Annotated in this window: 11 protein-coding genes; 1 reads left to right on the forward strand and 10 read right to left on the reverse strand. The window is 69.7% G+C overall.

The genetic code is table 11. The annotated features are described in order from the left end of the window. Positions 1–33: 33 nt before the first annotated feature. The 6 genes from G6O54_RS21545 to G6O54_RS21570 all read right to left on the reverse strand — a co-directional run bounded on the left by G6O54_RS21545 (position 34) and on the right by G6O54_RS21570 (position 8136). Positions 34–903 carry a sigma-70 family RNA polymerase sigma factor gene (locus G6O54_RS21545; RefSeq protein ID WP_250847015.1) on the reverse strand — a complete coding sequence of 290 codons (870 nt, stop codon included), beginning with the start codon at positions 901–903 and terminating at the stop codon, positions 34–36. A 348-nt stretch (positions 904–1251) separates the two neighbouring features. Then, positions 1252–2547: a histidinol dehydrogenase gene (gene hisD / locus G6O54_RS21550; protein WP_165227875.1), complete on the reverse strand. Its 1296-nt coding sequence runs from the start codon at positions 2545–2547 to the stop codon at positions 1252–1254. A 157-nt stretch (positions 2548–2704) separates the two neighbouring features. Beyond that, positions 2705–3397, reverse strand: coding sequence for a PEP-CTERM sorting domain-containing protein (locus G6O54_RS21555; protein WP_165227877.1), 693 nt, complete (start codon positions 3395–3397; stop codon positions 2705–2707). A 235-nt stretch (positions 3398–3632) separates the two neighbouring features. Then, positions 3633–3803, reverse strand: a complete 171-nt coding sequence (locus G6O54_RS21560) for a hypothetical protein (RefSeq protein ID WP_165227879.1) — start codon at positions 3801–3803, stop codon at positions 3633–3635. Further along, entirely contained in the window at positions 3800–5158 is a 1359-nt protein-coding gene (locus G6O54_RS21565) for a DUF1552 domain-containing protein (protein WP_165227881.1), read from the reverse strand. The genes G6O54_RS21560 and G6O54_RS21565 overlap by 4 nt, the downstream gene beginning before the upstream one ends. 5 nt (positions 5159–5163) lie before the next feature. Then, on the reverse strand, positions 5164–8136 hold the full coding sequence (locus tag G6O54_RS21570) for a DUF1592 domain-containing protein (protein WP_165227883.1): 2973 nt from the start codon (positions 8134–8136) through the stop codon (positions 5164–5166). A 337-nt stretch (positions 8137–8473) separates the two neighbouring features. Here G6O54_RS21570 and G6O54_RS21575 point away from each other — a divergent pair, with 337 nt between their 5' ends. Continuing rightward, positions 8474–9454: a hypothetical protein gene (locus tag G6O54_RS21575; RefSeq protein WP_165227885.1), complete on the forward strand. Its 981-nt coding sequence runs from the start codon at positions 8474–8476 to the stop codon at positions 9452–9454. Positions 9455–9496: 42 nt separating this feature from the next. Here the strand turns inward: G6O54_RS21575 and G6O54_RS21580 are convergent, their stop codons facing one another. The 4 genes from G6O54_RS21580 to G6O54_RS21595 form a co-directional block, all read right to left on the reverse strand. Beyond that, positions 9497–11173 (reverse strand): arylsulfatase, encoded by a 1677-nt coding sequence (locus G6O54_RS21580; protein ID WP_165227887.1) that lies wholly within the window; start codon positions 11171–11173, stop codon positions 9497–9499. After that, on the reverse strand, positions 11170–11607 hold the full coding sequence (locus G6O54_RS21585; RefSeq protein ID WP_165227889.1) for a hypothetical protein: 438 nt from the start codon (positions 11605–11607) through the stop codon (positions 11170–11172). Before G6O54_RS21585 ends, G6O54_RS21580 begins: the two co-directional genes overlap by 4 nt. Before the next feature lie 58 nt (positions 11608–11665). After that, positions 11666–12712: a DUF1559 domain-containing protein gene (locus G6O54_RS21590; RefSeq protein WP_165227891.1), complete on the reverse strand. Its 1047-nt coding sequence runs from the start codon at positions 12710–12712 to the stop codon at positions 11666–11668. A 477-nt stretch (positions 12713–13189) separates the two neighbouring features. Further along, positions 13190–14971, reverse strand: a complete 1782-nt coding sequence (locus tag G6O54_RS21595) for a right-handed parallel beta-helix repeat-containing protein (RefSeq protein ID WP_165227893.1) — start codon at positions 14969–14971, stop codon at positions 13190–13192. Between the last annotated feature and the right edge of the window lie 189 nt (positions 14972–15160).

The following is a 15160-nucleotide window of genomic DNA, read 5'->3' on the forward strand; positions in this document are numbered from 1 at the left end:
GGCCCTCATCCCGCGGCACTCGCGCGGTCGGGGTCAGTCGATCGCCTGGGCCATGAGTGCCTGGCGGAGCTTCTGGATGACGCGGGTCTTCTCGTTGCTGATGGTCTTGGGGGCGACGCCCCAGACCTGGGCGATCTCCGCGGGCGTCTTGCCCATGAGCGTCTCGTTGATCAGGTTCGCTTCCTTGGGGCTGAGGCTCTGGTCGATGGCCTCGCGGAGTGCGTCGTGCCACGATCGGGAGTCCGACCTCGCGGCCGGCGACGCGACATCGACCGCCTCGATGGAGACGAAAGACCGCTCGCGCTGGGCCCGCTTCTTGACCATGTCCACGGCGCGGAAGAAGGACAGGCCGTCGTTCGTCTCGCGACTGAAGACGTCCTTGATCCCGGAGCGTCCCACGTCGCCGATGAGGGCCTCGAACCGGTCGCGGCCGAGCTGCTGGAGCAGGGTGGTGTAGACGGCCTGGGTGCAATCGTCCTGCTGCTGGACGGGGATCGCCGCGCGATACCAGGTGCGGCTCAGGTACTTGTCGAGCTGGGTCAGGCCGGACGAGAGGGCGGCCGGGTCGGTCGTTTCGGTCCGGGCGGTCGCGCTCGCGAGGGTCGCCGTCCCCGAGGTGGTCGCCCGCTCGGCCGCGTCGGCCGTGGTGCCGCGGGAGAGGAGGTCGGCGAGCTGCGTCTGGATGAGGGCCTCATCCCAGGCATCGCTCGAGACCGTCGGGAAGTCCGCGCCGATCGGGGCCATGCCCGGCGACGGATCGGCCAGGATGCTGTGCTCCGCGGCCACGCCCGGCAGCACCGTCGCCGCCGCGGCCCCGGAGAGCATCCGCAGGGCTTCCATCGCCTCCAGCATGGGGCGATAGGACCGGCCCGATCGCTTCTTGCCTTCCACGACGCCTGCCAATGCCCCTCTCCCCTTACGATGCCATCCCGGTTCCCGTCGCCCATGTCGGGCGTTTCTCCCGGCTCCTTATCATCACGAGGAACCCGGATCGCCCGTCATCGTGAAAGATAGAATATCCGAGATGTCCGCAGCCCCAAGGCGCCGGAACTTAATCAATATTCCCCCATCGATCGAGGCCAAACCCGCGGATCGAAGGGCCGCCCGGCCGCAGATCCTGCCTCAACGGCATCCCTCTACGCACGATCGCATTGACAGGGCCCCGCCGATCGTCGCGTCGGATCAGCTATGGGCTAATAGTACGATGCAAGCACTGATATTCCAATGGTCTCGCGAGCATTTTCTCGAGGGTCAGCTCTCGGGATGAAGCCGCAATTCGACGGCGAGGCGATGGGCCCGCATGTGCTCGGCCTCGGCAAGGTTCCGGATGTGGTCACCCGCGCGGGCGAGCGATTCGGAGGTGTAGCGGACCCGGCTGGACGATCGCAAGAAATCGGCCACGGTCAGTCCGGAGGCGAACCGGGCCGTCCCCTGCGTGGGCAATACGTGATTCGTCCCGGCGTAGTAGTCGCCGACCGGCTCCGGCGTCTGCTCTCCCAGGAAGAGGGCGCCGAAGTTCACCAGGCGGTCGGCCAGCCCTTCGGCCTCGGGCCCGAGTAGCTCGACGTGCTCCGGTGCGAGCTTGTTGACCGCGGAGACGGCGTCATTCAGGTTGTTTACGACAAAGAGGGCGCCGTGGCGATCCAGGGCGGGTTTGACGGCGGACGCCAGGTCGTACTTGCGGGCCAGGCGATTCAGCTCGTCGCGGACGGATTCGGCCTGCGATCGGGTGGGGACGAAGGCCACGGAGGCTTCCTGGCCGGTGCCGTGCTCGGCCTGGGAGAGCAGGTCGATGGCGATGTTGCGGGGGCTGGCGGTCGCGTCGGCGATGATCGCGATCTCGGACGGGCCGGCGATCGAGTCGATGCCCACGACGCCGTAGACCAGGCGCTTGGCGGTCGAGACCCAGATGCTCCCCGGGCCGACGACCTTGTCCACCTTCGGGACGGACTTCGTGCCGTAGGCGAGCGCCGCCACCCCCTGCGCCCCGGAGATGGCGTAAATTTCCCGGACCCCAAGATGGGCCGCCGTGGCCAGGATGGCCGGGTCCACGCGTCCGTTCCGCGGCGCGGAGATGACCACCAGCCGGGGGACGCCCGCGACCAGGGCCGGCACCAGGTTCATGTAGAGGGATGAGAGCAAGGGGGCGGTGGCCCCCGGGACGCAGACGCCGACGGTGGCGATCGGCCGATATCGGCGCTCGAGGATCTCGCCGTCGGGGCCGTCGATCCGGTAGTCGGCCGGCAACTGCCGCTCGTGGTAGCGGCGGAGGTTCAGGCAGGCGGCGTCGATCGCCTCCAGCAGCGGCGTCGGCATCGCCCGATGGGCCGCGTCGATGTCGGCATCGGACACGCGCGGGCCGGTCGCCGCGAGGTCGACGCCGTCGAGCCGCTTCATGTGGTGGAAGAGGGCCTCGTCGCCGCCGGTGCGGACGGACTCGACGATCTCGGCGACGGCCGCCACGACCTTCGGGTCGGGCATCGCGCCGCGTTCCAGGAGGGAGAGGAAGTCCGGGTGATCGTCCCGGAAATCATGGATGCGAATCATCGTGGGTCCGTGTCGGCTGGAGGCGGTTCGGATCGGGTCTGGAGGCGGAGGATGTCGGCCGCCGCCGATGCCCCAGGCGCCGGGCAGACCGGCTGCAAGCGAGCGGCTCGATCATAGCCGCTCGCCGCCCCCGGCGATAACCCCGGCCCCGTCGTCGTCAGGCCGCCCGACGCCGGGCGAGCCGCACGCGAGCCGTGCCGAGGAGGGCGGTCGCGGCCAGGGCCAGGACCACGGAGCTGGGCTCGGGGACGACCGTGCCGCCGATCCGGATGACGCCGTCGCTGGTGTCGGTCGTGAAGGGGATGGGCGGGTCCGTGTCGTTCGGCCCGGACAGCGAGGTGCCGTCGAGGTTGAAGCTGATCTGGACGTCGCTCGTCGGCGTCCCCGGTTCGACCAAGTAGCTGATGGTCCCCAGCGAATAGACGTCCTGCGGGTTCACGGTGATGGACGGGAATTTCCACTCCGTATCCGAGGCGATCACGTCAGATCCCGGGAACGTGCTGTACGAGAATGTGAAGGCGAATGCGGGGTCGCCGGGGTTCTGCGATTCCAGCCAGGCACCGCCCGAATCGGCGAAGATATAGGGCTTGGTGGTGCTGGTGGCGTCGGCGGCGGAAAATTTCACCCCGGAGCCGGTGGGGACGGTCAGCCCGAACGAGAACCCCGCCAGATCGTAGCTGGTGCCACCCGGCAGCTCATCATTCGTCAGCAGGACCTCGAACGTGCCCGTGCCCGACGAGGGCTGAGTCAGGTTCGCGATCGACAGGACCAGCCCGGCGTGGGCGCTGCCGGCGGCGGCCAGCAAGGTGAGGATCGCAGCGGCGCGGAGCGCAAGGGATGAGCGTGTCACGGTGCGGGTCTCTCCGGTGGGGGTGGGCCTGGCAACGGATCCGGGTTGCAGGGCGACGGGGACGATGTCCTTGCGTCGCAACGAGTCGAGGCTCGCCGTGTTGCGTTCTGGAGTCGCCCGGCGGCGTCCTGGCTAGGGACCTCACCCGGCGCACAACGCGGCACGGTGAGCATGACGGAACCGATCCAGATTGTACAGGGTCGTTAGATTGATGTCGCTTCGAATCGACACGGTGTCACAGACTTGCGGTTCCGTCGTGATCGCGAAGGCCGCCGCAAAGGTGCTTGCCGATCCGCTTCCGGGCCGCATCGTAGTCCGCGAGCGTCACGACGCCGTCGTCCAGATCGGCCCGGCTCGCGAGGATGCTCGAGGCCGCGGTCCGGGGGGAGTACGAGGTTCGTCTCAAAGCCCCTCGAGCCGCGTGTCGGCGTCGCCGAATCGGTCGAGCTTCACGCCCATGCGGTCCATGAGGCCCAGGTAGAGGGAGCAGAGCTTGCGCCGGTCGTCGCCCCTGTCGCGGAAGTCGAGCACCCGGCCGGTCTGGAGCGTGCCGCCCAGGCCGCCGGCCAGGATCAGGGGGACCTTCGAGGCGTCGTGCTTGGAGCCGGACCACATGCTGTTGGTGAACAGGAGGCACGTATTGTCGAGGACCGTGCCGGCCCCCTCGGGCATGGCCTCGAGGCGGGAGGCCAGGTAGGCGAGCTGGCCCACGTAGAGCTGGGTGACCCGGAGGTAGGCCTCGGAGTGGTCGTCGTGCGAGGCCCCGTGATGGGCGGCGCTGACGTTCAGGAACGGGTAGAAGAGGCCGGAGATGTCGCGGCAGAGCAGGAGGGTGGCGATCCGCGTGCGGTCGGTCTGGAACCCCAGGGCCAGGAGGTCGCACATGAGCTTCATGTGCTCGCGGATGTCCTCCGGGAGGCCGTTCGCCGGGCGGGGCATCGTCAGGGCGGGGCGGCCCGCCGCGTCGGCGCGGGCGTCGCCCGCGGCCTTGTCCTTGCGCATCGGCACGACCCGACGCTCGACCTCGCGGACGCTCGTGAGGTACTCGTCGAGCTTCGCCCGATCGGCGGCGCTCACCGTCCGCTCCAGCCCGGCGGCCTCCTCGCGCACCCGGTCCAAAATGCTCCGGTTCCGCTTGCTGCCGCGGTTGTCGAAGAGGGCGTCGAAGGCGAGCGACGGGTAGACCTCCATCGGCACCGGCGAGGTCGCGCTCTGCCAGGAGATGTGCGAGCTGTACGCCATCGAGAAGTTCGTCTCGTGGTAGCCCGTGATCGGCTGCTCGCAGCCGAGGACCATGCTGGGCTGGTCGGTCGCCTCGCCGAGGTGCTGGGCGAGCATCTGATCGATGCTGATGCCCCCCTTCAGCTCCGCCCCCTTCTGGAGCGAGGCGCCGGAGAGGATGTTCCCCGTCTGGCCCGGGTGGATCCCCACGCCGTTGGCGCGCCTGTTGAACAGGCCATTGACGACGTTGATCCTGGCGCGGAGGGGGGCCAGCGACTCGAGGCAGCGGCCCAGCTCCATGGTCTCGCCGGAGCCCTTCGCCCACCAGTGGTCGGGGTTCACGCCGCAACCCATGAAGAGCGCCGCGAATCGCTTCGGCGGGGCCGTCGCCGCGCCGGCGGGCGTGAGGCCCCATGCGGGGACGGATTCCAGCCACGGCAACGCCATCGTCACCCCCGCTCCGCGGAGGAATAGCCGGCGGCTGGCGCCGGCGGGGCGGCCGCGATCCGGGTCATGTCCCGTCCGGGGAGAATCCGACATGGCGATCACTCCGACCTGGGGGCCTCGATGCGCTTGTTCCGGAACTGGGGGCTGGCGACGATCGTCTCGACCAGGACGCCGAACCGCCGGCCGTCGGAATCCAGGGCCTTCCGCATGGCGACGATCGTCTCGTCGTCCGACGGGATGAGCGTCCGCCCCAGGCCGTATGCCAGGAGCTTGCGGCAGAGGTTCTCCGCGAACTCGTCCCGGCGTGTCTTCTGAAGGTACGCGCGGAGGCCCTCCAGGCCCGTGCCCTCGCCGCCGCGGGGGAAAGAGGCCCGGGCATCCACGGGGCGACCTCCGAGGTCGCGGGCCCGCGCCTCGCCGACGGGGCCGTACCCCTCGAAGGCGAGCCCGATGCCGTCGAACCGCTCGTGGCAGCCGGCACACGCCTTGTCGGCACGGTGCCGGGCCAGGGCTTCGCGAAGGGTGATGTCCCCGAGCTTCGCCTCGTCGTCCGGGAGGTCCGGGACGTTGGGCGGCGGCGGGGGGATGTTCTCCCCGAGGAGCCTGCGGACGACCCAGTACCCGCGCTTGACGGGGCTCGTTCGCAGGCCCGGGGAGTTCCTCGTCAGGAAGACGGCCATCGGCAGCAGGCCGCCGCGGCCGTAACATACCGCGTCGTCGACGCGGACCCAGTCCCCCGACGCTCCCTTCGGGGCCGGCATCCCGTAGTGGATGGCGAGCGCGGGATTGACGAAGGTGTGCGAGCCGTCCAGGAACTCGGTCACCGGCCGGTCGTTCCGGACGACGTCCAGGAAGAAGCGGATCGGCTCCTCGAACATGGATCGCCGGAGCTCGTCGTCGAACGCCGGGAACCGCCCGCGGTCGACGCTGTTGTGTTCCTCGAAGCGGCGGAAGTCCAGCCAGTTGCCGGCGAACTCGGTGGCGAGGCCGCGGACGCGTTCATCGCGGAGCATCCGCCGGGCCTGGGCCGTCAGCACGGCCGGCTTGCGGAGCTCGCCGGCGGAGGCCAGCGAGAGCAGCTCCGCGTCGGGCAGGCTCGCCCAGAGGAAATAGCTCATCCGGCTGGCGAGGTCCAGGTCGGAGAGCGGGTGCACCCCGGGCTCCGCGCCGGCCAGGTCCATCCGGTAGCAGAAGTGGGGCGAGAGGAGGATGCTCGCCAGCGTATCCCTGACGGCGTCCTCATGGCCGAGGCCATCCTGCTCGCGGAGAGTCCGATAGAAGCCTTCGATGTCCCGGCGCTCCTGGGCCGAGAGGGGGCGGCGAAAGGCCCGCTCCGCGAAGGCCTGCAGGGCCTTCACGTGACGCGGCTCCGCGTCGCGGCGGCCCGCCTGGACGCTTCGGATGGACGCGGCGATGATCCGGAACTGGTCCCGGATCGCGCCCAGCGGCCGCTCCCCCGCCCCCAGCCGTCGGGCCTTGGCGAGGTAGGCCTGCTCGAATCGCCCCATCTTGTCCTCGGACGACGAGTCCGGATCCTCCGCGCGGACGAAGTCGAAGGCCTTGTCGCCCTTCAGGAAGCCGGTCTCGGCCCGCTCGTACCAGAGATAGCTCGCGTACTGCCGCAACGGCGCGCCGGTGATGAAGTCGAACTGCCGCCAGAGGCGATCCAGCTCATGCCGACCGGCGTCGTCGAGGATCAGCTCATAGAGCGGGCCGTCGTCGCGGAAGTAGCCCGTCATGCTGTGGAAGCCGGCACTCAGGAGCCGGCCCGTGTTTCCGCTGTCCTCCTTCTTGAGGTAGACCCTGCCGCGCTCGGTGACGCAGAAGGCGTCGGGGAAGACGCGGCAGAATCGCGCGAAGCCCGCCTCATACCGGGCGGCGTGCTCCGGGCCGGAGGGCACGGCCATCGCGAGGGCGGCTTTCCGGTTCCCGTCCAGGTGCAGGCCGTCGAGCTTGACCCTCGACGCGTTCCCGACGTACCGCATCCGGTTGGCGGCCATCTGGCGGTTCTTCCAGAGGACGAAGGGTTGCGTCCCCTGGTCGATCCCCCTGGCCGTCATGTTCTTCACCTCCGGGACCAGCCGACCGCGGAGCGTCGTGACGAGATCCCGGATCCGCTCGCACCCGGCCCTCGCCGCGTCCGGATGGGCCGCGTCCGGGGTCGGGAGGGAACGCCACAGGGCTCGGAGCGCGGCGACCGGGCCGGCGTCTTCCCGGCCCTCCTCGAGCGTGCGCCAGATCGTCGCCAGATACTTGCGGCTGAGGCCGTTCGCATCGGCGAGGTCGTCGAGCGACGCCGCGGGGCGGCCGAGCTCGTCGCGGTGGCGGAACCGCCAGGCCGCCAGGAAGTAGTCGGCGAGGTCGGTCTTCTGGCGTCGGTAGAAATCGAGGATCGCCTTCACTCCGTACTTGTCGCGGTCGGTGTCGGCGAGCATCGGGTGCGGGGCGAAGGCGATGCCGTCGGGCGTCAGGACCGCGTGGTCGGCCACCCGACGCGCGGCCTCCAGGTACTTCCTGGCCAGGGCCGGGGACATCGCCAGCGATTCGCCCGAGTTGTCGAATCCCGCCGCGTTGGCCGGGTCGACGGGGAACTCCCCGGTCGGCCGCAGGTCCACGCCGGTCAGGTCGCGGATCGTATGGTCATATTCGGCGTTGCTCAGGCGACGAGCGGGGACGTGTCCCGGGTCGCCGGCGGTGCGCGCCGCCTCGGCCTTTCGCACCCGGGCCACCCAGTCGAGGAGAGATCGTCGGGCGTCGCCCGAGGGCTGCTTCTTCGCCTTGGCGGGCGGCATCGTGCCGGCCTCGAGCTGTTCCTGGACCATCGCCCATCGCGGCAGGTCCTCCGCGACCGACCCCGCCGAGGTGAAGCCGCTCAGGTCGAGGTCGCCCTTGGGATGATCCTTGCCGTGGCAGCCCAGGCAGTACTCGGCCAGGAAGGGCCGGACCTCCGCCCGGAACCGCGGCTCCAGCGCGGACGTCGCGGGCGAGGAGGAGTCGTCGGCCCGAGCCGCGGCGCAGCCTGCGGCGAACATGAGCAGGCAGGCGAGGCGCGGGGGGATCGTGGTCCGCATGGCCTGTCGCTGCTCCTCCGCGGCGCGGGCCGCCGCTTGCTCGTCGCCGGCGCGGGGAGGCGCCCTGCTCGATCGGTCCGGGTGGGGGTGGGCGAAAAATGGCCGTCCCATCATGGTAGGGAGCGGGGGCCGCCGCGCGAAGCCCTCTCAAGCGGGCCGTCGCGTTCGGCTTCGCCTCGACCCCCCGCGCGATCCGGCCGCCGGGGGGTTGATCGCGGGCCGCAACCGCGCGCTCATGGTATCGATCGAAGTCTCTTTCAGGAGGTGTGCGACCATGCGGATGGCGAGCTGGCCCCGTCTCGCGGCAGGTCTGACGGTGTTGGTCGGGATGGCCTGGATGACACGGGGGGCGACGGAGGAGGAAAAGGCGCGTCCTCCTCGCCCCACCAACCGGATCCTGGTGTCCCCCCGCGGCCCGCGTGACGGCGGCGACTTCGGGCCGTTCACCCCGGGGACGAGGACTTCGGGGCTTCAGGAGGCCTTCGAGGAGGCGAAGCGCCGGGGGATGGACCTGGAGATCGCCGGCGGCAACTGGACCGAGGGCAAGACGTCGGCGGTCGTCTACAACCTGGACGAGACGCTCCGGGTCCCCTGGATGCAGAACGCCAGAGTCGACGGCGGCCACGCCGTGCTCAACTACACGAAGAGGACCGGCGACGCCGTGGTCTTCGACAGCCAGATGAGCGGCTCGTACCGCTTCGGCCTGATCGTCTCGGCCTCCGACGGCGCCGTGGTCCGGATGGCGCCGACCACGGCCGGGCCGGATGGGTTCCGGGTGATCACGTCCTGCGAGTTCGTCTTCAACGCGCTGGTCGGCGGCGGCGGGGCCTGGCCCGGCGGCTCTCCCCATCAGAACGAGCTGGACCGGTCGCGGCGGTGGACCGGCACCGGCCTTCATCTGGACGGGTCGAAGGGCTCGATCGACGCCAACAAGATCACCGTCGTGGAGACGGTCGGCTGTGGCGCCGGGTTGCGGCTCTCCGAGGCCGTGTCGCGGAACACGATCGAGGAAGTGAACATCCACCTCTGCGAGGATCACATCCGGATCGGCGGGCCCGACGACCGGGCGCCGGCGGACAACCGGATCTCGGCGTTCCTGGACTGCCAGGGGATCGAGACGGCCACGGGCGCCTCGGTCTTCGGGCCGCGGAACATGCTCACCCTGAGCACACGCCCGTTCCCGCGCGGGGCCGATCTCACCTTCGGAGAGTCGGCGGCGGGGAACGTCGCGATCCTCCAGTCCGCGTGCCGCGTCGTCGATCGCTCGCCGGCGGGGTCGAACCACCTCCTGGGGGTGCCGCCGACGCGGCCGAGGTGAGCGCCGGGCCCCCCGGCCGCGTCCGCGAGGCCCGGCGGCTGCTCAACGGGTCGCCTTCTTCGTGACGCCCGAACGGGTCTGCCTGGGCAGCGGCTTGCCGGTGGCCCCCTGGCGGGCGTACTCCTTGTCGGCGCGGGCCCAGATGGCGGCGAGCTCGCCCACCCGCGATGGCTCCCGCGAGGCGAGGTTGGTGGTCTCGCCGCGGTCGTGGGCCAGGTCGTAGAGCTCCCACGGGGCATCCGGCCCGGCCGAGACGATCTTCCAGTCGCCGACGCGGAGGCCCCGGTTCCCGGAGTGCTTGAAGAAGAGGAAATCACGCTCGATCGGAGCATCGCGGGCGAAGGCGGGGATGAGGCTGCGGCCCGGCAACGCGGGGCGAGGCTCGCCGGCCCAGGAGTCCGGTGCGCCCGTGCCGGCCAGGGCCAGCAGGGTCGGGAGGAAGTCCACCAGGTGCCCCGGCGTGTGCCGCAGCTCCCCGCGGGCCGCGATGCCCGCCGGCCAGTGCACGATCAGTGGCGTGGCGATGCCCCCCTCGTGGTTCCACGACTTGTGCAGCCGGAACGGCGTGTTGGCCGCGGTCGACCAGCCGGGGCCGACGCCGAGGAACGACCGGGCGGAGCCGGGCGAGGCGGCGGGGTCGTGGCCTTCCCCTCGGATGATCTGCTCGGCGCTCGCCCCGTTGTCCGAGGCGAAGAGGATGACGGTGTTGGCCAGGTCGCCCGTCTTGCGGAGGTGGGCGATCACGCGGCCGATCTCCCTGTCCATCCGGTCGACCATCGCCGCGTGGACCGCCATCTTCGCGGACTGGAACTCCTTCTGCTCCGGGGTCAGCTCGTTCCACGCCACGGCCCGGCCAACCTCGCCGGGGCCGATCCGCCGCCGGAGCTCCTCCTCCTTCAGGTTCCAGCCGGGAACCGTCCCGGGATCCCGGACCGAGAGGCCGCCCTCGTAGATGCCCAGCTCGTGCTGACGCTTCAGGCGCTTCTCCCGGATGGAGTCCCAACCCTCGTCATAGCGGCCGCGGTAGCGGGCGATGTCCGCCTCCGGCGCCATGATCGGGAAGTGCGGGGTCATGAAGGCCAGGTAGAGGAAGAAGGGGCTGTCCTTGTGCTTCTCCTCGTGCTCGTCGAGCCACTTCAGGCCGTACTCGGCGATCGCGGTCGTCGAGTAGTAGCCCTCCTCGGGCCTGGGCCGGGGCAGGGGCCTGTCATCGACGTGATGCTCCTTGGGCCCGAAGAAGCGGTCGGGGTCCACCAGCTCGTAGGAGCGGTCGAAGCCGCCGGCCAGCACCGGGCCGTCCACGTGCCACTTGCCCGTGTGGTAGGTTCGGTAGCCGGCCTTCCTGAGGAGTTCGGGCAGGAGCACGGCCCACTTCGGCCTCTGGTTGGCCGGGTCGCGGTTGACTTGCTGGGCGTAGTAGCCGCTCAGCAAGGCCGCCCGAGAGGGCCAGCACCGCGCCGTGTTGTAGAACTGGGTGAATTTCACGCCGCCGGCGGCCAGCGCATCGATGTTCGGCGTTGCGATCTCACCCCCGTAACAGCCGACGTCGGAGAAGCCGAGGTCGTCGGCGAGGATCACGACGAGGTTCGGCCGCCGTTTGGCATCGGTCCGGGCGTCCGCGGCCGGCGCCTCGGGCACGGCGGCCGCGGCGAACAGGGTCGCCGCGGCGAGCGAGAGGAGGAATCGGGCCGGGGGAGTCCATCTCGAGATCGTCGTCATCGTCGCACCTTCTTCCGCGTGCCGCCGGTGTCGGCCTTGGCGTCGGCCTTGGTGTCGACGGCGAAATTGAACTGCTGGTCGCCGTCCGGTTTGACTTCGGCCCGCAGCTCGGACCTCAGGTTGTAGCGTTCGGGGATGATGTTGCGGGCCTCGTCGATCAGCTCCCCGGGATTGTCGCCGTCGGCGACCTTGCGGCCGGTGGACTGGACGCTGTAGACCTCCACGCGGTATGCACCCGCGGCGGGGCCCTCGGACCGGGCGATCGCGTACTCCCCGGCGGCGATCTTCGCCTGGACGGCCGGGCCCGCCTGGATGGGGACGAGGCTGATCGTGCCGGTCTCGAGCGGGTTGCCGTCCACGGTGATCTTCCCCGAGACGGCGACCCGACGATAGCCATCATCCTGGCCGCACCCGACGCAGGCCACCAGCGCCATCGCGGCCATCGCGAGGACGCGACGGCGCGGACCGGGCGGGCGACGACCTGGCGATCTCTCAATAGGTGTCACTGGAGATCACCTCGCCGGCCGCGCGTGTGCTGAGGGACTGGTAGGTCGGCAGGCCGATCGAGTCCTTGATGAAGTGGACCGAGCCGTCGCAGAAGAGGACGTTCACGCCGCCCGGGTGGCGGCTCCGGGAGGCGAGGTAGTATCCCCGGCCGTCGCTCGTGTCATTGATGCACGGGGCCCGGCTTGCCGGGGCGTTGACGCAGCGGCCGTAATCCGGCGCGAGGCTATTCGGCCCGAGCCGCGTCGAGACCTGGTACGTCGCGGCGTCGTCGTTCCAGATCCGCGCCCGCCGGTCCAGGTTGCTGATGCCGTCCGTCCCCACGTTCGGGGAGAGCGTCTGGATCAGCTCGAGCATCGCCAGCGTGTTGCTCGTCCCGTCCGTGATCTCCGCCAGCGCGGCCCCATAGCTGAGGTAGAACGGCGCCCACCCGCGAGACGACGTCGCCGCCGTCGTCGGTCCCTGGTTCCAGAACGTCCCCTGGCCCCAGTTCACGCCGTAGCTCCCCTTGACGTCGAACTGGAGGACGACCCCCGCGACCGTCTTGGCGAAGACCTCCGCCGTGTCCGACGGGCACGAATACACGTTGATGGTCGTCAGCCGCGACGTGTTGTTAGCGGCATCCTCGAAGAGGACCTTCTGGAAGTTGTACGCGTTGTAAAGCGCGGTCTGCTCGTAGTAGGGCATCAGGGTGACGACGAACGGCTGGCGATAGTTGGGCGAGGGGTAGAGCGCGGTCGTGGGATCGCGTCCCTGGGCGCCCATGGGGAACCGTTGATTGACGTCGTGGTAGTTCATCAGGCCGAGCCCGAGCTGCTTGAGGTTGTTGATGCACTGGATCCGCCTGGCCGCCTCCCGCGCCGACTGGACGGCCGGCAGGAGCAGCGCGATCAGGACCGCGATGATGGCGATGACCACCAGCAGCTCGATCAGCGTGAAGCCCCCTCGGACACTCCCGGCGCCCGTCGGTCGGGGCCGGGGTCCCTCGCCGAGCTCCTCAAGACCTGGTCCGGTTCCCGAGCCAGCGTAATTCATCGTGCATCCTCTCCAACTCGAAGCCTCATCTTGTCTTCCGGTAGAGGCTCTGGCCGCCCCGCGACAGCGCCACTCCGATCCGCAGTCAACGGAATGCCCAGTCAGGAGTGATATTCCTATTCTCGATAGGATTAGTCAAGTGAGTCGTCGATTAAATCTATAGGCTTAGTCTAAAATGGATCGTCCTCGCGTGCGGGAACGCACGCCGCGGTGTGGGCCTGGCGGTGCGGTTCACGGGCCGTCTCATTGCCGGCAAGGGAGGCCAGTGGCGCAGCCTCCCGGGACGATCCCGCGCCGCGGCATCGTCCCGAACCTGGGAGCCCCGGCTTGACGCTTCTTCGACGGTCGGGACCCGGCCGCGGACGTCGCAAGTCCGGGTGATCGAATTATGTGAATAATAAGATATAAATGCGATAAGTTATAAGTTTCGGTTGGTCCGGCTTCTCGTTCCCGGCCGACGAGTTTGATGCCCGAGGGTCAGGGGGCGGGGCGAGTGCCCAGGGTGACGCCCGGGACCTCGCCGCGGGGATAGGCTTGCATACGGAGGGCAGGGGAGTCGGCGGGCACGCGCAGGTCGCGGCGGTGGTAGTCGGCGAACTCGACCTGTGCCACGATGCTGTCGGCTTCCAGGCCGAGCTCGTCGCGCACCTCGTCGAGGCCGCGGAATCGCCGGTGGTCCTGCCACGCGGGCCCCCAGTGGAAGAGCCCCTGGCCCGGCTCGGGGTCATAGACGTTGCCGCGGAGGCGAAGCGCGAGGGATTCCAGGCTGAGGTCCCGCGGAGCCCCGCCGTCGGGCGCGGACCGGTAGGGACGCGCGATATCGGTCTCCGGGGCGGAGCCGGCCCGGTTCGGGTCCGCCGACCGACGGACCCGCGGCCGGTGGCGATCGTCGCCGGCCGCCCACCAGCCCCAGGCCTGGGCATCGCGGTTCCAGGCCAGCACGTTGTGCTGGATCGTCTCGTCGTGGTTCCAGACCCACTCCTCGGGCTGTCCGGCCGCCCGGCCGATCCGCGGGGTGCGCCGCGGCTGCTCACGGAACTGGAAGCCCTCCTTGTTGGCGACGAGCAGGTTCCGCTCGATGACGCAGCGCGGTGACGACGACAGGGCGATTCCGCCGTTGGCGCCCCACGCCCCGGCGCTACTGAGCAGGCCGTTCTCGAGGATGACGTTGTCGTGGGCGTGGAGGCCGTACGAGATCTCGTAGAAGATGCCGGCGTCCTCGTTGCGGGCGATGAGGCAGTTCCGGATCGTGGTCTCCTCGTTCCCGATATCGAACCAGATCCCCACTCCGCGATTGTCCAGGAACTGCGAGCCCTCGATCACGACCCCGCGCGACATCACGATCTTGCAGCCGCCGGCACCCCAGCCGCGGTCGAAGTTCTTGGTGTTGTTGTTCCGCGTCAGGCAATCGCTCACGAGCAGGTCGTGGGCGGCCCCGCCGGTGAAGCCGTCCTGCCCGTTGTCTCGGAACGTGCAGCGACGCGCGACCTGGTGCTCGTTCCCGAAAGTCGCCCCGTCGGCGTTCGAGCCCTCGAACGAGCAATCCTCGATGATGTCGCCGCGGCCGCCGAGTCGCGCGAGCGCCGACTGGGCCTGCGTCGCCCCGTAGCGGAAGATCAACCCGCGCGTGTGGACGTGATCGCCGCGCACGTCCCAGATCGTCCCGCGGACGCTCGCTTCCACCCGCTGATTCCCACCCTGATCCCCCCCGAGCTTGGCGTTGTTGCTCGCCTGCAGGAAGAGCCGCTTCGCCCCGTGATCCACGTAGAACGTGCCGCGGCCCAGCTTCTCACGCGACAGGACTTGCAGAAGTGCGTAGCCGTTGATGAAGACCTGCTCGGCCCTGCCGATGAGCCTGTGATAGTCGTCGGCGGGGTGCGTCCCGGTCTCCGACCAGGCGATGAAGCGGTGCGGCCAGGGCGTCGAGTAGACGTTCTCGCCGGCGGGGGCCTCCTCCTTCCGCCAGTCGTCGAGCCTGTCGGCGCCGGTGACGACGACATGGGCGGCCTGCGCGGCCTCGAACCGGATCGGTCGTTCGGCCGACCCTTTCGCCTCGATGAGCACCGCTTCCCGGTAGGTGCCGTTGTGGATCTTCACCACGTCGCCGGCCGCGACCTTGCGGGCAGCCTCGGCGATCGTGCGGTACTGGAGCTCGACGGCGATCCCCGGTAACGGCTGCGGTGAGACGTGGTAGGTCGCGGCCGTCGCGGGCAGCACGGAGCCCAGGGCCGCAATGCCAAGGAAGATGGAGGATCGCATGACGAGGAGGCCGTCCTCTCGAGGCACAGGCCGTCCTGCAGTCGGTTGAGGCGGTCGGCGCCTCTCTCGGAAGGATGCCGACGCGGGCAGCCCGGACCATCGTTGATCTCATCATGCAGCAGCCCGCAAGCCGCAACAAGTTGGAGGAGGCGCAGAGCGGCGACCTCCTGGGATTCGCTCGGCCAACCT

Source organism: Aquisphaera insulae (genome assembly GCF_011064615.1).
Taxonomy (GTDB): domain Bacteria; phylum Planctomycetota; class Planctomycetia; order Isosphaerales; family Isosphaeraceae; genus Aquisphaera; species Aquisphaera insulae.